At 30.1% G+C, this 19297-nt stretch carries 18 protein-coding genes; 7 read left to right on the forward strand and 11 right to left on the reverse strand.

Translation table 11 applies throughout. The features are described from left to right. A partial coding sequence (locus tag HN587_07255) for a S8 family serine peptidase (GenBank protein MBT7903633.1) occupies positions 1 to 2346 on the reverse strand: 2346 nt, incomplete at its 3' end. A gap of 290 nt (positions 2347 to 2636) precedes the next feature. Between HN587_07255 and HN587_07260 the strand changes: the two genes are divergently transcribed. Continuing rightward, positions 2637 to 2993 (forward strand): hypothetical protein, encoded by a 357-nt coding sequence (locus HN587_07260; protein MBT7903634.1) that lies wholly within the window; start codon positions 2637 to 2639, stop codon positions 2991 to 2993. A 31-nt stretch (positions 2994 to 3024) separates the two neighbouring features. Here the strand turns inward: HN587_07260 and HN587_07265 are convergent, their stop codons facing one another. After that, a complete protein-coding gene (locus HN587_07265; protein MBT7903635.1) occupies positions 3025 to 3738 on the reverse strand; it encodes a TVP38/TMEM64 family protein in 714 nt (237 codons plus the stop codon). Between the two features lie 62 nt (positions 3739 to 3800). Between HN587_07265 and HN587_07270 the strand changes: the two genes are divergently transcribed. Then, complete coding sequence (locus tag HN587_07270; protein MBT7903636.1) at positions 3801 to 4442, forward strand: hypothetical protein; 642 nt, start codon at positions 3801 to 3803, stop codon at positions 4440 to 4442. Between the two features lie 42 nt (positions 4443 to 4484). Here the strand turns inward: HN587_07270 and HN587_07275 are convergent, their stop codons facing one another. After that, positions 4485 to 7667: a DNRLRE domain-containing protein gene (locus HN587_07275; protein ID MBT7903637.1), complete on the reverse strand. Its 3183-nt coding sequence runs from the start codon at positions 7665 to 7667 to the stop codon at positions 4485 to 4487. A gap of 318 nt (positions 7668 to 7985) precedes the next feature. Between HN587_07275 and HN587_07280 the strand changes: the two genes are divergently transcribed. Further along, positions 7986 to 8438, forward strand: coding sequence for a 30S ribosomal protein S6e (locus tag HN587_07280; protein ID MBT7903638.1), 453 nt, complete (start codon positions 7986 to 7988; stop codon positions 8436 to 8438). A gap of 85 nt (positions 8439 to 8523) precedes the next feature. On the opposite strand, the gene amrS is transcribed toward HN587_07280, so the two are convergent. Further along, positions 8524 to 9561, reverse strand: coding sequence for an AmmeMemoRadiSam system radical SAM enzyme (amrS, locus tag HN587_07285; protein MBT7903639.1), 1038 nt, complete (start codon positions 9559 to 9561; stop codon positions 8524 to 8526). Between the two features lie 91 nt (positions 9562 to 9652). Then, entirely contained in the window at positions 9653 to 11161 is a 1509-nt protein-coding gene (locus tag HN587_07290; GenBank protein ID MBT7903640.1) for an FAD-binding protein, read from the reverse strand. A gap of 199 nt (positions 11162 to 11360) precedes the next feature. Between HN587_07290 and HN587_07295 the strand changes: the two genes are divergently transcribed. Further along, positions 11361 to 12275, forward strand: coding sequence for a hypothetical protein (locus HN587_07295; GenBank protein ID MBT7903641.1), 915 nt, complete (start codon positions 11361 to 11363; stop codon positions 12273 to 12275). A 155-nt stretch (positions 12276 to 12430) separates the two neighbouring features. Here HN587_07295 and HN587_07300 read toward each other — a convergent pair whose 3' ends face one another. Beyond that, positions 12431 to 14041 carry a trypsin-like peptidase domain-containing protein gene (locus tag HN587_07300; GenBank protein MBT7903642.1) on the reverse strand — a complete coding sequence of 537 codons (1611 nt, stop codon included), beginning with the start codon at positions 14039 to 14041 and terminating at the stop codon, positions 12431 to 12433. Between the two features lie 131 nt (positions 14042 to 14172). Between HN587_07300 and HN587_07305 the strand changes: the two genes are divergently transcribed. Together HN587_07305 and HN587_07310 are read left to right on the forward strand one after the other, a co-directional pair. Further along, a complete protein-coding gene (locus HN587_07305; protein MBT7903643.1) occupies positions 14173 to 15000 on the forward strand; it encodes an SDR family oxidoreductase in 828 nt (275 codons plus the stop codon). Between the two features lie 110 nt (positions 15001 to 15110). Next, a complete protein-coding gene (locus HN587_07310; GenBank protein ID MBT7903644.1) occupies positions 15111 to 15560 on the forward strand; it encodes a hypothetical protein in 450 nt (149 codons plus the stop codon). Positions 15561 to 15572: 12 nt separating this feature from the next. Here HN587_07310 and HN587_07315 read toward each other — a convergent pair whose 3' ends face one another. The 5 genes from HN587_07315 to HN587_07335 form a co-directional block, all read right to left on the reverse strand. Then, positions 15573 to 16490: an ion transporter gene (locus HN587_07315; protein ID MBT7903645.1), complete on the reverse strand. Its 918-nt coding sequence runs from the start codon at positions 16488 to 16490 to the stop codon at positions 15573 to 15575. A 43-nt stretch (positions 16491 to 16533) separates the two neighbouring features. Further along, the gene (locus HN587_07320; protein MBT7903646.1) at positions 16534 to 17160 is read right to left on the reverse strand and encodes an N-glycosylase/DNA lyase; all 627 of its coding nucleotides are present in this window, start codon (positions 17158 to 17160) and stop codon (positions 16534 to 16536) included. A gap of 96 nt (positions 17161 to 17256) precedes the next feature. Continuing rightward, a complete protein-coding gene (locus tag HN587_07325; GenBank protein ID MBT7903647.1) occupies positions 17257 to 17802 on the reverse strand; it encodes a hypothetical protein in 546 nt (181 codons plus the stop codon). A gap of 21 nt (positions 17803 to 17823) precedes the next feature. Then, positions 17824 to 18204, reverse strand: a complete 381-nt coding sequence (locus HN587_07330; GenBank protein ID MBT7903648.1) for a desulfoferrodoxin — start codon at positions 18202 to 18204, stop codon at positions 17824 to 17826. 69 nt (positions 18205 to 18273) lie between these two features. Beyond that, positions 18274 to 18798 carry a ferritin gene (locus HN587_07335; protein ID MBT7903649.1) on the reverse strand — a complete coding sequence of 175 codons (525 nt, stop codon included), beginning with the start codon at positions 18796 to 18798 and terminating at the stop codon, positions 18274 to 18276. Between the two features lie 214 nt (positions 18799 to 19012). Here HN587_07335 and HN587_07340 point away from each other — a divergent pair, with 214 nt between their 5' ends. Beyond that, on the forward strand, positions 19013 to 19291 hold the full coding sequence (locus HN587_07340; GenBank protein ID MBT7903650.1) for a DNA-directed RNA polymerase subunit L: 279 nt from the start codon (positions 19013 to 19015) through the stop codon (positions 19289 to 19291). The last annotated feature ends 6 nt before the right edge of the window (positions 19292 to 19297 follow it).

Raw genomic sequence — 19297 nt, forward strand, 5'->3', positions numbered from 1 at the left:
ACAAATGTTGTTATTGCATACTTCGTAAGTTTCACAATCAGGATTACTAAAGTCACATCCAGGTTTTAGTGTGCATTCGTTATTTGTGCATTCGTGATCATCAGCGCAGTTGTCGTCAGTATAGCACATGTTATTTTCTAATTCACAAATGTTGTTATTGCATACTTCGTAAGTTTCACAATCAGGATTACTAAAGTCACAACCTAGTTTCAAAGTACAAGCGTTATTTGTGCATTCGTGATCATCAGCGCAGTTGTCGTCTGTGTAGCACATGTTATTTTCTAATTCACAAACGTTGTTATTACATACTTCGTAAGTTTCACAATCAGGATTACTAAAGTCACAACCTAGTTTCAAAGTACAAGCGTTATTTGTGCATTCGTGATCATCAGCGCAGTTGTCGTCAGTATAGCACATGTTATTTTCTAACTCACAAACGTTATTATTACATACTTCGTAAGTTTCACAATCAGGATTGCTAAAGTCACAACCTAGTTTCAAAGTACAAGCGTTATTTGTGCATTCGTGATCCTCAGCGCAGTTGTCGTCTGTGTAACACATATTATTTTCTAACTCACAAACGTTATTATTACATACTTCGTAAGTTTCACAATCAGGATTACTAAAGTCACAACCTTCTTTCAAAGTACACTGGTTATCAACACACTCATTATCCGCAGCGCAATTATTATCAGCGTAACAACCATCCCCAAAAAGAACACAAGAATTATCAGCACATGATTCAAACCATAAACAACTAGGATTATTAAATTCACAACCATCATTTAAAACGCATTCGCCCTCACCACAGTGAAAATCAGAGTCACAAGTTTCAATTACTTGCACGTCCCCCGATTCAATACATTCTGCTTGTGCAGTTCCAGGATTAACACATTCAAAAGAAAAAAAAGTATCATAAACATTTTCAGAATCTAAATCATCACAAAATAATTGATTTTCAAAATAATCAATTCCACAATCTAAATCCACAGAACAAACCGGTTCTGATTCTAATAATAATTGAGATAAATCTAAAAATCCACTTCCGTATTGAACGTCTTTTCCAGGCGCACCTAAATCAAGTGAATTATTTTCAAGAATCTCTTTAACATCATAATGATTAAGTGTCGAATCTTGTTCAAGAATTAACGCAATTGCTCCTGCAACAAAAGGAGTTGAAAATGAAGTTCCAGTTTTTGATGCTAAACCGCCCGTATTTGATGCAGAGTTAACATTTTTACCAGGTGCGGAAATATCAGGTTTAATATATGTGCCAAAATCATCTCCAGAACTAGATGAATGCCAAACCATAGAATCATCTGTCGCACCAACACTAATTACTTCTTCAAAATGTCCAGGCAAGGTAACTCCCTCATAACCACCACAAAAAGAAGATGATGATCCTCCAGGACCACAATTTCCAACAGCAACAACTACAGGAATGCCATCATTAATTGCTTTGTTTAATACATTTCTTAAAACAGGATCATTATTTGATGTTGGAGCACCCAAACTTAAACTAATAACATCCGCAGAATCATCAGTATTAACATCATTATCAGGATTTCTAACCCAATTAATTGCCTTATAAATTTTTGATGTTGATGTTGAAAGTGAAGAATCCATAATTTTAGCATTAATAATATATGCTCCAGGTGCAACACCATCATAACCATATCCAGTTACGTCGTGTTGTTTTCCAGCAGCAATACCTGCAATCGCAGTTCCATGACCATTATTATCATGAGCTGAATCTTCAATATAATAATTTTCTAAAATAATTCTTCCTTCAAACATAGGATGATCATTATCAATCCCACTATCTAAAATTGCAATTCTCATTCCAGTACCATTAATTCCTTGATCCCACAAACTAGGCGCATTTACTGCAGGAATCGCAGCGTCAAGAAGACCAGTATATTCAACATTAGGATAAACTCTAACAACATTTCGATTTCTAGCAAAATTATTGATATCTGCAATATTCACAGTTCCAGAAAATAAATTATTTTCAAGCGAATCCACATTTCTAACTCTATAATCAGTTAATGATTTTGAGTTAAACTCAATTATAACATCAACCTCAGCAATTCCTTTTTTTTGATTATTAGTTATTGAGTCTAAAAGAGACTTATCAATTTTAGAATTAAATTTAATTTGATTTAATTGAATAATTTCATTTGAAACTTTAAAATTGGATTTTATTAAATTTGATTCTCTTTCAATAGAAAATTTTGGTGCAACTGGTAAAGCCAACACAGGTAAAGATACAATCAAAATACAAAGAAGCAAACTTAGAAAAAAATAACTAATCCGTTGAAATTTATTTTTAGTTTTTTTAAACATATTTCAGACCCTCAACACTTTTTAGGAACTTAAATGACAACACAATCAACCAAGCACCCATTTTTGAAAATGATTTAATTATTTAATAAATATTACTATTACCTAATGGTGTCGACCAACTCATCATTTATAAACTTTTCGGTTTATATAAATAGCAATAAATTAAAAACAATAAAACTTATATTGTTTCTTTCTTTAAATTATGAAAAATAGGTAAAAGAGAGGGTGCTAATTGTTTTAAAGTGCTCAAATAAACTCTTTAAACCAAACTTAAATGAGGTAATTATAAAATGGCTAAGAAAAAACCAGGTTTAATGGAAAAAATTGGAAGTTGGGCTTTTATTATTGGCGTAATCATTGCAATTGTTGCAGGATTTTTCAGTATTGGAGCGGTAATGACTTCAATCCTAATAGTATTAGGACTTATTGTAGGTTTCTTAAATGTTACATCAAACGAAACAAACAATTTTCTCTTTGCAGCATTAGTACTAGTTGTAGTCTCAGGATTTGGAGGCGGAATGCTTGGTAATGTTCAAACAGTTGGACCCTACCTACAAAGAATTTTCGCAGCATTATTAACATTTGTTGTTCCGGCAACAGTTATCGTTGCACTAAAATCAATCTATGCTTTAGCAAAAGATGATTAAAATTTAAATTTTTTATTTTTTTTTAAATTTTTTATTTTCTCATTTTTATCGTTTTAAGAAATTTAGTAATTATTTTTTCTAAGTGCGCCCTTAAAAAATAAACAATAATTCCTACAATTAAACTAATTCCTAAAATACCAAATGAAACCATAAAATTATCAGTTGCAACACCTGATCCTACCAGATTTAAAACAAAAAACCCCGGCAAACGTCCAAGAAATGCAATTAAAACAAGTCTTGAAATCCTAATTTTAGTAAGACCCCCAACAAAGCAAATTGCATCATCAGGAAGCGCAGGTAACAAAAAAATCAAAAATAAAGTAAAAAGCCCTTTTTTATGTGCTAATTGATCACATTTATGTAATGTTTCAGAATCAATAATTTTTTCAACAAATGGTCTTCCCAACCACCTTGCCAAACTAAATGCAATAAACGATCCAATAGTAAGACCAATCATACTGTATAATGTTCCAAACCAAGCCCCAAATAAATATCCACTAACAAGACCTGCCAATTGACCGGGAATTGGCGCAATTAATACTTGAAGAATAATAGTTCCAATCAAAATTAACGGAGCCCAAACCCCATAACCTTGAACAAAAAGTATCAACGATTCACGACTGTTAAACACACCAGATAATGGCTCCCAAAAAAATAAACATAGAATTATCAAACTAACTATAAGCAGAACAATTTTAGCTAAAGTTACGTCAAAATGTGATTTAATTGTTGCTTTACTCACCATATCACCCAAATTATAAAGATAAACTATTTAAACATTAGTATGTTTTCCCACATCGAAATAACATGAAAGTTAAATTTATTGAAGCAAAAACAAGTATTAACTTAACTAAGTTTAATACGTCTAAATTACCTAAAAAAATCGGATTACTTACAACAGTTCAATTTTTAGATGAAATAAATCAAATCAAAAAATATCTTGAATCTCAAGACAAAAAGGTATTTCTCGGAGGTCAAGTATTAGGTTGTGAATTTTGCAATGCTAACAAACTTGAATCAAAAGTTGATGCTTTTTTATATGTTGGTTCAGGGAGATTTCATCCAGTTGGTATTGGACTTAGCACTAAAAAACCAGTTTTTACATGGTATCCAGGAGACAATCAACTAAAAGTTATTTCCGCGCAAGATATTGAAAAAATTCAAAAAAAGAAAAATGGAATGCTTTCAAAATTTCTAGTAAGCAAAATAATTGGAGTATTAATTTCTACTAAAAATGGACAGATAGGAGTTCAAGCAACAATGAAGAAAATTTTTGAATTAAATAAAAAATATCCTAAAAAAGAATTTTACTTTTTTATGTGTAATACTCTTGAATTTAATGAATTAGAAAACTTTAATTTTATTGAGTGTTGGATTAATACTATGTGCCCTAGAATTAGTGAAGACATACGTGTTCTAAACTTCTCGGATCTAAAAGAAATAGAATAAATAAATATTAAAAAAATTTAATTTTAAAAAATAAAAAATATTTTAGTTTTCTTTTCTTCTAATTACTACAAATCCCCCAACAGTTAATGCTAACAATAACATTATTGCATAGTCAGAAAATTCAGGAACTTGAGCAGGAGGATCTTCACCTTGACCACCTAATTGTCCGTCAATACTATAATTAGAAAAACTACTAACATCAAAAATAGCATATGAACTACCCCAATCAACTATTTCACAATCAGGTGAAAAACAATAATCCAATTCATTCTTTAATAAATCAGGCTCAATAGACAAATCTAAACCCCAAAAAGTAATACGTGCCGAACCATTTAATTCTAAAGCATCAGAATCATCAATCAAACCAAGAAGATTCTGTTGAACAAAAACAGTATTATCAATACTTAAATTAATATCAGTAGTTAAATTCATACCAGTCCAGTTAATTTCACCATAAGAATTATTATAAATCAAAGTATTATTAAAAGATGAAGCATCCATCAAAGTATAATCCGCAGATGAAATATTATTATTTCGAATTACATTAGACGAGGTATTTTCATCTAATAATATCCCATATGCTCCCAGCGCACTTAAAGTAATAATTGAATTATTAAAAATATTTGATAAAGACCCCCCCGCTAAACCAATTCCTGCCGCAGCAGATCCTGATGTATTAATTGAATTATGCGCAATATAAAAATAAGATTCATTAGCAGGCAAACCAATCCAAATACCATCTCCAACATTACTTGAAGTAGTAATTATATTATTAGTTATGTTAATGTAACTTCCTCCTTGAACTGCTTTGATTCCCGGACCTGAAATTGTATTTACAATATTATTAAAAACTAAATGATTTATGCCCTCGTAAAGATATATTGCAGATCCACTATCATAATCAATTGTAAAAGAATTATCATTAATTTCTACATTATTGCCGTAATCAATATAAAAACCATAATCATTATTCTCAATTGAATTATTGTAAATTAAAGAATTATTAACTGAATCTAAATAAATTGTGCTTGCTTCTGATGAAGTTTCATTATAAAAATTACAACCTCGAACAGTTAAATTATTAATATTACTTGCAGTCATCGCACGTGATAAACCATTACCTGAATGAGTTATATTATAATTATCACAATTAATATCCACATTAGATATTAAAATGTTAAAACAAGAAGATCCATTTGTAGACCAAACTAAATTTTGAGATAAATGATATTCCCCATTTTTTGTCAAACCTGAACCAGGACAAGCTTCAATCGTAAAATAACCAACATCAAGAGTATCGTTCGCAAACAAAGTAGTAAATCCAGTTTTATCACAAGTAACATTCCAATCATATTGTCCTTGGTTTGAAAATCCTCCTGATTTATTATAATAATAATATTCTCCTGATTGTTCATTCATCACATAAGTATTATTTGAATCAGTTATATTACAACTTGCACTTGCAATATGCGCACCACCAGTTGCATTAATATAATAAGCATAATAAACAAAATCTGAATCAGCACTAACATAATTTTCTTCATCAGTATTGTTTATTGTTAAATTTGCATTTCCCTCATAAGCATACCCTGAGAAACTAGTTACATCAATGGTGCAGTTAGTTCCAGAACAAGACGGGTTAAAACATTTATTTTCTAAAATACAACTTTTACCCTCTGATTTAAGTTGATTTTTATTTGAATTGGATCCATAAATAACTTTATTAATATCAAAATTATTAATTCCTGAAAAAGTTAAATACGCAGGATTAGCAAAAGCATTACATTCAGAAGAAGTATTAACAAAAATAAAATCTTCTTCCATCACAAAACAATCATCTAAATCAGTTAGCCCGGATAAATTAACAGGTACACGAAATTTAACTTTTGAAACATTAAAATCATACGTGTATTCAGGAATAAAAGCTAATTGAGACTCATCAGAGGCATTAAATAAAAAAGATACTTGTAAATAAGGTGCTTTAGAAATATCTCGATATTCTTTTGAAGCTAATTCTGCAAATCCGTATCCTATCTGCGTTTCTGTAGCTCGTTTAAGAGCAAGAGTAATTCTTGAATTTGCCAAAGCAAGCTCAAGGTTTAGGGCCTCAGTTACATCCCAACAATGAACTCTATTCATCGATCTTGAAACCATATCAACACTATCTAAATTTGTTAAATTGCAATTAAAACTATTATCAAAACTAGTTCCACAAGGTTGATTATTCCAAGTTATATTTTCTTCAGAAACAAATGCTGCACCATAAACATGATATGCATTAACAGAAGATACAACATTACTTATTCTATGTTCATAAGCACACAATTGAGCTTCATTCGCAGTAATAGAAGAAGTTAATGAAGGAGGAAAATTAAATGTTAAATATGCTCTTGATCTCCGACTACCTCGTTCATAAAGTCGCATAAAATCCCTCGCGCCATAATTCGTATCAGGACTATACTCCCAAACAGACGCATCATCTGCCAAATCAGAATAAGTTAAATTAACAGTTCCATTATATGCAGAAGATAAATTTGTAGCACTACTTCCAATATTACTTGATTGATCTGGAGGAGAATAAGATGAAGCAGATACATGAGTAATATTCAAATAAGGTCTTAACGCAGCAGTTGCATATTCTGAACTTGCTACTGTTGCTCTACCAAAACCTAAATGAGATTCAGACGGTCTTTTTAAAACAAAAGAAACTCTATCATTTCCTGGAACATGTTCTGCATTTATTATATCAGTTACATTCCAACACCTCCATTCATTTATTTCTCCAGAAATAATATCTGTAGTATCTGACGCTGTTAAATTACAATTAGCACTCGCCGAAAAAGTAGTTCCACAAGGTTGATTATTCCAAGTTATGGAAGATTCAGAAACATAAGCATCATAATAAACATGATAAACCCCTACATCACCAACAACATTTCCAGTAGTATATTCGTATAAACAAAGTTGTGCATCTTCTGCAATATTACTATCCGAAACAGAACTAATATCAAAACTGATATAACTTCGAGAATATCTTGTACTTCTTTCGTAGAATGTTAACAATTCTGAAGAATAATAGTTAGCATCCTTACTATATTCCCAAACATAAGAATCTTCAACAATATCATTATAATCTAATTGAGTAAATTCTGCAGAAACAAGTGAAATCATAGAAACAATTAAAATAAACATCATAAATATTGTAGCAGAAATTTTTACTTTCATTTAATGCATCACCTTTTTTAATAATAATTTATTATAAATTATAATTTAATTTATAAACATTTCTAAAAAAAAATTAAATTTCAATTATTAATAATTATTTTAAAATTTACGATGAGTTTTAAAATTTTTTCAAATTATGCAACTTAAAATTTGTCAAAAAAAATATTCAATATTATTACTTTCAAAAAATTGATCAATCCCAATTCATATGTTTCAATCACAAAACATTTATAAACACTAGATCATTTCACTAAACTGAGCTGAGATACCGTTTAAAGGGTGTTGGATTACCAACTTTGGTCTCGGGAGGAAAATAAAATGGCTGAATTTAAAATAGTACTTTCTGACCCTAAAACAGGGAAATCATATCAAAAAGAAGCAAAAGATGACTCTGCTAAACTTCTAATAGGTAAAAAACTTCGTGAATCCATAAAAGGAGAAGTTTTAGACATGACTGGATACGAATTTCAAATTACTGGTGGTTCTGACAGTTGTGGATTTCCTATGAGAATTGACGTTGTAGGACCTGCTAGAAAAAAAATCCTTGCAGTTAAAGGAGTAGGAGTTAATAATGTTAAAGGACTTCCTAACAAAAACAAAAAAGGAAGACGTAAAATGAATGGTATGCGTTCTAAAAAAACTGTTGCAGGAAATGTAATTCATGAAAAAACTGCTCAAATTAATATGAAGATTCTTAAGTATGGTAAAGAACCTTTAGAAAAACCAGCAGAACCTGCAGAAGGCGACGCAAAACCTGAAGAAAAAAAATAATCTTAATTAATTTTTGATTAATTATTTTATCTAAATTTTTTATTTTTTTAAAATTTATTTCTATTCTTACAAAATTAAATCAGAATTAATACCAAATTCCATCTGCGTGAGTCCCGCATGCTTTACACTTCCCCATAAAAACATTATTCGATGTAATATTAAACAAATTTCTTCGAATTAATACACAATCACAGTTTTTACAAAAAGTAGTATCATACTTATCCGAAGGAATATTTCCAATGTATACATGTTTAAGCCCTGCATTTTTTGCTATATGATATGCTTCTTCTAATTTTTTTGGATCTGTGGGTGCAATATCAGTTAATTTATATCGAGGAAAAAATCTAGAAAAATGAATGGGTGTGTCGTCACCAACTTGTCTTACAATCCAATTACACATTTGTTTTAATTCTTGTAAATCATCATTAAGTCCAGGTATTAGTAAATGCGTAATCTCAATCCAAACTCCTCTTTTTTTCAACAAACGAATTGTTTCAAGTACTGGTTCTAAATCTCCACCACAATATTTTTTGTAAGAATCAGGATTAAAAAATTTTAAATCAATATTTGCACCATCAATATATTTGTAAATCTTTTTTAATGGTTTAGGATTAATATATCCATTAGTCACAAGTAAGTTTTTTATTCCTGCTTTTTTTGCGAGTCTCGCAACATCTAAAACATATTCATAAAATATAGTAGGTTCAGTATAAGTATATGAAATTGATTTAGATTTTGTTTGTTTTGCTTTTTTGATTACATCCGCAGGACTCACAAACTGAGTCTCATCTTTTGATTCTCCTTTTTGAGATATTTGCCAATTTTGACAAAATGAACAATGTAGATTACAACCAAATGTTGCAATTGATAGTGATTGAGTTCCAGGAATAATATGATAAAATGGTTTTTTTTCTATTGGATCTTGAGTAAATGAAATTAAATTACCATAAGATAAAGAATAAAGCGTTCCTTCTTTATTTTCTCGAACGTTACAACGCCCAAGTTTTCCAGGAAGAATTAAACAATAATTAGGGCATAATTCACACAAAACTATATTTTCTTCTTTTTTATAATAAAATTGTGCTTCTTTCACGTGTGATTCGTTCATTTGTGATTCTTCCATATATGAATATAAAAGAATTTAGTATTTAAATATTTTCGGGTAAAACCAGACAAATTAAGAAAAATAAAAAAAAATCAATAAACAAAAAAAATTAGTCATCTCCATTCATCATTCCTTTTGCAGCAATAATGCCAGTTGCCGCAGCTCCAACAATATTTCCTGCAACTCCTGCACCATCCCCAGTCATGAATAAATTTTTAACATCCAAAGATTCAAAATACTTATTCGTATTTACTTTACTACTCCTAAATTTTATTTCTGGAGCATATAATAAAGTATTATCACCGTCAAGTCCAGGCAGTGCCTTATCAAGTTTTGCGATTCCTTCTTTGATATTTTGAACTACTCTGTAAGGTAAAGCCATCGAAATATCTCCAGGAACTACATCCATAAGAGATGGCGTAATAAAACTTTTTTTGAGTCTTGCCCAAGTAGATCTTCTTCCTTGCTTTAAATCAACAAGTCTTTGAAGTATAGGTTTTCCCCCTCCAATTGTCGTCGATAATAATGCTATTGATTTCCCATAAAGAGTTGTGTTCTCAACAGGTTCTGTTAATTCAATTTCGGTTACAAACGCGAAATTAGAATTTTCTGACGCATGATCTGAATCCGAATGTCCATTAACACAAATAAATCCGTCATATTCTTCGGTTGCAACTTTTCCTCTTGGACACGGACAAAAAGTTCTAATAGGATCATCAAATGTTTTAGTATGCACCCTAAATATTGCTTCATACATAGCATCAGCATATTTTTTCATAATAATACTTGGGAATTCAACTCGCACTCCAACTTCTACTTTCTCATATGAAAAACTAATGTTATATTTTGAACAAACTTTTTGTAACCATCGTGCATTATAACGTCCTGGCGCAAGCATCACTTTTTTTGCATAAATTTTTTCTCCAGTGCCATTAATAATTACGCCTTTACAAGAATTATCTTCAACAATTATATCAGTTACTTCAGTTTCACATCTTAATTCAATATCTTCAGAGGTTAAATAATCTTGAAAGTTTTTAATAATACTTGGTAAAACGTCACTTCCAACATGTCTTGTTTTTCTTACAAATAGTTGTATTGAATTTTTTTTACATTCATTAACATAATAATTAACTTCATCCATATTTTTTGGATAGTAAGGGGCATTAACTCCAAATTCAGTAAATATTTTATCCACATAGTCTAAATATTCTTGACATTCATGAGGTTCGTATAAATGAAATATTTTTTCATGACTAAGAACTGGTGTAAAATGTAATTTTCCATCAGAAAATGTTCCTGCGCCACCAACACCACACATAACTTCAGATTTTGGCCTATGTTCTATTGATTTTCCTTTCTCAATTAAAAGAATTCTTTTTTTAATTCCTTTCTGTTTACAAATTTTTATGAGTTCATACGCTGCAAACAAACCAGCAGGTCCTGCTCCAACAAGAATTATATCATATAGTTCATGAGTTAAATTTGTTTGTATAGTGGAAGTTTCTTCAATAGCAGGTTTAATATCTGAGCTACCATTTTTAATAGCAGGCATAGAGTTCAACGTATTATTTTCTATTTGAGAATTTTGTTCACTTTCGCTTGGGAAATTCTGCAAAAGCATCACCTCTGATTAGTTAGTATCTGTTAAGTCCCAATAACTGTTCAGATCCTATAAATCAATAAGCGAGTACTATTTAAGAATTACTATAGTATACAATATTCAACTTACTTTGTTTAAAAATAAACAAATATACTAAATAGTGATAACTAAAAAAAGAAAAATACTTATAGATACAAAAAATTAAAGTTAAATTATGACAAGAAAAAGAAAGCAAAGTTGGATTTGGAAATCAATTAAATTTTTAGCTAAACTTATTTTTGTCTATCCTGTAAAATTCATTCTTTGGATCATTAAAAAAATTTGGGAATTACTACAAAAAATTAAAATTTTCAAAAATGATAGAAAAAAGACTAAATCATTAAATAAAACTGAAAAACCAACAAATGACTCTGATAACGCTGAAATCAAAAAAGAATCTACAATCAAAAAATTAAAAACAAAGTTTAACATAAAAAATGGTGAAGTAAATTTTGATCCATTTGATTTAGTTAAAACAAAAAAAGGAAATTTACAAAAATTCGAAAACAAACTTTTTTCAAATAAAAGCATGATAGGTTTAATTCTAGGCGCAAGAGGAACTGGTAAAAGTGCAATTGGCATGCGACTTCTTGAAAATTTTAAAGAAAAAAGTGAAAAAAATATTTATGCAATTGGATTTAAACAAGAATCACTCCCCGAGTGGATTACTGTAGTGCATGGAATTGATGATGTCCAAAATAATTCAGTTCTCTTAATTGATGAAGGCGGAATTGAATTTAGTAGTCGTAAAGCAATGACTACTGCAAATAAACTTCTTTCAGAACTTTTGCTTGTTGCAAGACATAAAGATCTAAGTGTCATGTTTATTACTCAAAATTCTTCAAATCTCGAAGTGAATGCTATTCGCCAAGCAGATTTTTTATTGTTAAAACCAAGTTCATTATTACAAAAAGATTTTGAAAGAAAAAAAATAAAACAAATTTATGAATCTATCGAGGAGGAGTTTGAAGAAATTAAACATACTCTCGGAATAACTTATCTTTTCTCAGACAGTTTTCAAGGTTTTGCAACTAATTCTCTTCCAAGTTTTTGGAGTGACAAAGTAAGCAAAGGATATGCAAAAAAATAGTGGGACTAAGCGAAATAATTAAGCGCAAGTCGAACTTCTTTGAATGATAAACTTTGTAAAGTTTATTAAGTGAAGGATATGCAAAAAAACACAAATATAACTAAGAATTTATCACAACTACCAAATAAAAAATATCATAAAACTACTAAGAACAATCAAAACATTGCAGTTTTTCCATTTCCGAACTTAACTATTCTTCTTGAACGCCCATTCAATACACGAGATTTTGTTCCAGCATATTTTACTGATTTTTGAGTTAGTGAAGGTGCATAAAATAATTTTGAGCCCCAATGAAATGCTTTACACTGAGGAGCACCAGAAGAATCTAAATAACAAGTACCATTTTCATAATCAGTTATTGAAGGAATTTTAGTCGTATATATGCCCGAACCTTTAGGCGGTTCAACAAAACTTCCCACTTTAGAAACATTCAACCAAGAAACTGGAGAAACTTTAGTTCCAACAGCAACATCTTTTACACACGGCTTATTATGATCATACCCCTTCGCAGTTCGATCTAACACGCACTGAGAAATAACTCCCATTATATCCCCAGTACCCATATCTACAACAACGCCACCACTATTACCATGATAACCTGGAACATCAATAAGAAATTTATGCGAATTAAATTTTCCCGAATCAGCATAAACTGAACCGTATCGTATTTCAACATTAGGTTTGTGATTACCCGTCATTCGAGAAGAAATCAATGCAACTTTCATGCCAGCATTAATTTTACCCTCATATAATTTCAATCTTTTTATTCCACTAACACTTTGAGGCAAAGTCAAAACTGCCAAATCTTTATTCCAATCAAAACTATAACTTCCACCCGCAATTTTTAATCTATTATTAAGATGCTCAACCTCACACCCTGCTAATTTTTTTTCATCATCTTTTTTAGTTACTACATGTTGCGCAGTTAATACTTGTTGAGGATTAATAAAAATTCCAGTTGCAGTGGCATTCCCAAATGAGCCACATTGATAAAAAACTAAATTATGCACGACATCCGAGTAAATTGAAAAAGTATCAGTAAATTCTTTAGGTAATTTAATACTTGCATTTTCTAATTCAGGATTTGCAGAAACTTTTAAATCCAGCCCATAGGGGTTAAAAAAAGGCAAAGTTGTGGGATGTTCAAGTCGTCTTTCTAAATCAGGAACTTTATTTGGAACAGGATTAGGTGTATGATTTGGCTCAGGTGCAGGAACTTGAGGAGCAGAATGTGAACTTAAATGATTCCACATATAAGCAAGTTTTCTTGTTGAATCTCCCCCAGTTAACATATTTGCACCCAAAAAAATAAGTGCTAAAGATCCTAATGTAGCAGCAGTTGCATTTAAAAAATTACCAACCCTGCTAGCACCTTTACCAACAGATTTAGCTTCGCGCACAACTGGCTTAGGAGCATAAACTGGCTTGGGAACAATAACTGGTTTTGAACGTCTTGGCAGCGGTTTAGATCTACGAACTGGTTTTGGTCGCATATGATCTGGCTCTTGAACTGGTGGCCTATAACCAAATTGAATTTCGTCAACAGGAGCTACAAGGTCCACAGGAGAATAATCAAAATTAGGTTTAACAGAAGGTTTTTTTTGTTTTTTTCTTTTCTTTCGTTTTTTTATAGGATCTGCAGATACAATTCCTTGCCTATCTAAATCAGCTAATAACGCAATAGATCTAGCTAATGGATCATCTACTGGCAATTCCTCAACACTAACTGGTTTATAATCAAACCTATTATCTTTTCCTTTACCCATATAAAAAATTCTAAAATCACTAGTATATAAAGGTTTCTATTAAGAACTACTACATAGTGGTTAAAATAAACAATTTGCAACTAAATTCTACATACAAACCATTAAATAAAACAAAATAACCCTAAAAATTAATGAGATTTAAACAAAAATTCAAAAAAGAGACAGTTCTAATTACTGGTGCTTCAAGCGGAATTGGCTTAGAACTCGCAAAAATATATGCCAAAAACAATCACGATTTAGTAATAGTATCCAGAAACAAACTTAAACTCAATGAAATTTGTAAAGAATTAAAAAAACAAAACAACATAAATTGCCACATCATTAGTGCAGACTTATCAAAAACACAAGAAATCACTCAACTTCACCAAAAAATTAAAAGACAAAAACTTCCAATATCAATTCTCATAAACAATGCAGGGTTTGGAACCTACGGATTATTTCACCAAACTAAACTAGAAAAAGAGCTTAACCTAATTGATCTTAACATAAAAGGATTAACTCATTTAACAAAACTTTTCACTCAAGATTTTTTAAAAAAGAAACGAGGCAGAATTTTAAATGTTGCATCAATGGCAGCATTCCAACCAGGACCTTACATGGCAGTTTATTATGCATCAAAAGCATACGTCCTAAACTTTAGTGAAGGAATCGCAGCAGAACTTGAAAATACTCAGGTTCAAATTTCAACTCTTTGTCCTGGAGCCACCAAATCAGGGTTTCAAAAAGCATCGCATTCAGAACGCGCAGGAGTCATGCAACAAAAAATTATGTCAGCTCGTACCGTTGCAAAATATGCATATAAAAAATTCATGAAAAAAAAAGCAACAAGAATTATAATTCCTGGATTCAAAAATAAACTTATGGCAATTGGTTCAAAACTAACTCCAAGAAAAATGATAACACGAATTATTAAAAAACTTCAAAAACCAACAAATAAAATAAAAAATAAATTTAATTAAAACCAAAATAATCAATATTCTTAAAGCTATATATTTCAATCAACTTAACTCAATCAACACATTAGAAAATGCTCATTCTTATAAATTAATAAAGCAATCTCCGCGACACTATGAATAAATTTTATGCAAAAATCAATTTATATCAAAAAGGTAGAAATGATCAGGTTCCACCAGGAATAATTAGAATTGCAGTAGCTCAAGCTAACGAAATTTATGTTGCCCAATTTGAAACACAATTAACAATTTCCGAAGATACAACTATCCAAGGAATTGCAAGTACTGGACCAATCGAACCATTAATTGAAGCAATGCGTCATGTAGAACTTGCAGAATATTATGAACGAGCTCAAGATCCAGAATATGATATGGACCTTAACCCATTAGAACGACTCATACATGTAGATGTTAATGTAGACCAATCATATTTGAATAGAAGAGGAATATCACTTGCTGAAGAAGCAAAATTCCAAGAGCGCCTTAAATATGTGAGTGAAGTATTATCTAAACCCGAAGATATGATGGTTTGTTTAATAATGAAAGGAACAAAATATGTATTTTAACTAATCATTTACTTACCCCAAATATTCTTGATAAATAACTTTACCACAAGCTTTGCAATGAGATGCATCTTCATCATGATATACTAAACCACATTTTTTACAAATTGCTTTTTTCTTTTTAGTTTGCAACCATTCTTTTATCACCTGACTTGCTTGCCAAGGAATTAACATAATTCCAGATATAATCATCAACACTGTTGCCCATTTTCCCGCATCAGAAACAGGAGTTATATCCCCAAAACCAACAGTTGTCAAGGTAACAACTATGAAATAAAAAGCATCACCAAAATTACTAACGTTTGGATTAACACCATTTTCTATTGTAAAAAATACGCCTGATGCAACAAAGAAAATTAAAAATATAGTAACTACCAATCTAATCACTTTAAGAACATGCCAAGTTATTTTTCCAAAGAAAAAATATGGGTCTGCAGTAAATCTCAAAAATCTAAATATTCTAAATGTTTTTATTATTCTTAAAATTCTCACAAAAGCTATATTAAAACTTTGTTCAGGATTAAACATAATCAATAATGTTGGTAAAATCGCAACAAAATCAATAATACTATACAAATCAGTTATTTGTTTAAATCGCTTTTGTGATGCATAAATTCTTGCAAAATATTCAACAATAAAAATTATTACTGTAATAACTTCAATTTTCCAAAGCAAAGCTCTCATTGCTTGAGAAATATCATATGTTTCTATGACAAATATAATACAAATTAATAAATTTAAGAATAAAATAAATGCGTCAATTGATTTTCCAATCCGAGTTTCACAATCGATTAAGTAGAATCTAAGTTTTTCTCTAAATGAATTAGGAATTTTAATCGAATCATCATTTTGATTAGATTCTCGATTAGATTTTTGTTTAGAAAACTTATTAATTCGCTTATGATTTAATCTGCGCTTAGATTTAGTTGCCATTTAACACTTAAAAATTAATTAACCAATTTAAATCTTTGCATATCTACTTCAAAACTTTTCCTGTTTCTAAAAACCAAAGGTAAAGATCAAGTTCTGCCATATTTAATTTGGATTTCTCACCCAACCTCAAAAGAACAGATTCAATTACTAAATAATTTTTTGGAGTGATGGTTTTTGGTCGTTTAATTAATTCTTCTCGCTCCAACAAATCAATTATGTGAAAATCAAGTATTGCTAAATTTTTATATCCAATATTTCTTAGAAAATGACTTGATTCTTTCATCCCCACACCTTTAACATTTTGTCGGATCCAATCACGAGCATCAATTTCAGAATCAAACTCCAATAACTTTTTTTTAATAACTTTCAGATATTTTCTTGCTTCAAAAATATATTTCGCTCGAGTATTTGGAAACCTATGCCCTAACTCTTTTAATTTTTTTGCAAGTTGAGTTTCTGATAAAGTCAAAAAACCTTTTCCAATTTCTTTTTGGATCTGAATGCTTTTCTCTGCTTGAAAATTTGCAGTCATCAAACAAAAACACAATTCTAAAAATATTTGTGAATCATTACCACGTCCAATTTGTTCAAATTCAGAAAGTCTAGTTTCAACTACGGTTTTAATATCTGAATTTTTCAACTCTTTTATTTTTTTTAGAACTTGTTTCATTTCAAAACACCAAAAATAAAAAAAACTTAAAACAACAAAAACTAAACAAACAAAAACAAACAAAAAAAATAAAATAAACAAAAAAAATAATCTCAATCAGGAAAGTTTAAACACTATTTTAAACATTTTAACAAAATATTTCCAATGCCAAGCGATATGAAATACAGAAATTATAGCCATCGCAATTCCCGTTTCAACATGCAACCACAATGCATTAAATGAAAAATTCATGGGCCAACCATAATTAATTCTAGTAACAAGTAAAATTCCAATCAATCCAGATATTAGAAAAGTTATTAACAATAAAAAATTCCAAATTCTTTGATGTGTTACTAAACGTATGAATTTTATTTTAACAAGAGATCTAGTCATACCATAAAAAACAACCAATAATAAAGTCAGAGGAATAAAATTATATTTGTTTCTAGTTGGAATAAATTGTTTCGGTTCTTCAGATCGTACTAATTCCACACTCGTTTCTTGAGATAATTCGCAAAGTCCATTATGATTTGAATCAACAAATGCACCGCATTTTCCCACACAGTCAACTTCACCGAACGGACAATCAACTGCAAAAACAAAACCTGTACAAAATAAAATAAGAAATAAAAATAAATTTAAAATAAAAATTTTTGTTTTCATAAAGTTCAACTCAAATTCAACTTAATTTTCTGTTTTCCAATGCCCATGTAAATTACAAAATTCTCTTGCAACCACTTTTTCAGCATCAACACAAAATTCAGCTACAGGCTTATCTCCAGGTTTTAAGTATTGTCTATAAACTTTCCCATCTGCAATAAGCTCTATCCATTCAATTAAATGTTCTTCTTGCATTGGATGTTCTACAGATCCAACAGTCACCCTATAGCCATTTTCAATTTTTTCAATTACAGGTACGTGTTTTTCTTGCGCTGCATCAACTGTATTTTCTGCAAGCATTTGCATTTGTTGTCCACAACAAACAAGTTCTCCTGCACCTTCATGTAAAACTTCAACAATATTTCCGCAAACATTACATTTGTATACTTGATTTCGTTCTGTCATTTTAAAAAAACCTCCATAAAAATTAATTTATCATCAATTCAAATCACATCTAAGACAAATAATAATCAATTAGTCCAATCTTTGTTCAGATAATTGTAAATGATCAGTTTCGATTTGAACTAATGCACCAAAAATTTGTCTTAACCGAGGATTATCTGATTCTTTTGCACACTCAGCATAAAATTTTATTGCCCTATCTTCTCGTTCGTGTGACTCTTGCAAACAATCTTGCGTTGAAACTTGACAAGTTTCTTCAACTTTTTTCAAATCTTCTTTTGAAAGTTTTAGAATTTTACGCCAAATCGATGCATGTTCTGATTCTACTTTTTTAAGTATTTTAAACAATTGCCTAGCTTCAGAATCATTTGCTTTTTCTGCAGCACAAGCATAAAACGCAGCATTTGATAATTCAATTTCAAGTGATTTTTCAACATTTGCTCGATCTTTAGAACTTAATTCTACATCAAAAGTTTCATCATAATCTTTTGCTTCAATCATAAATCCATGTACTGCACCGCAAAATGGACATCTTGAAGGAACTTCTTCGCCAATATAAGAATCTCCACATATTTTACATCTGAATAATTTTATCATAATTTTACCCCTTTATTCTTTTTTATCAAAAAATTTACTAAAAAACATATTAAAAAATATGAAAACAATATAAATACTAAATTTATTCTTTTTATAGTTTATTGTTTTAACTGAAAAGTAATTTAATCCATAAACAAGAGAATTATAGCACAATATTTATAAATAGGTCCGCAATTCTGTAGTAGTTATAATTAAACATATAATAGGTGGTCCCATGGAAATAAATATTCTTGAAGATTCAAAAAACAAACTAGCTTTTGAGATTATTGGAGAATCTCACTCATTGTGTAATTCTCTTAAAAGTGCATTATGGAAGGTTAAAGGCGTAAAAATCAGCGGATATAATATCAGCCATCCCTTAGTTGGACAACCCAAAGTAATTGTAGAAACTGAATCTGGAACAGCTCCAAAAAAAGCAGTTGCTGAAGCTTGTAAATTAATGAAAAAAGATAATGATGCATTCATCAAAGCATTCAACAAATCTTTTAAATAATTTTTA

The sequence above is a fragment of the Candidatus Woesearchaeota archaeon genome, from assembly GCA_018675335.1.
Classification (GTDB): Archaea; Nanobdellota; Nanobdellia; order Woesearchaeales; family UBA11576; genus JABJCP01.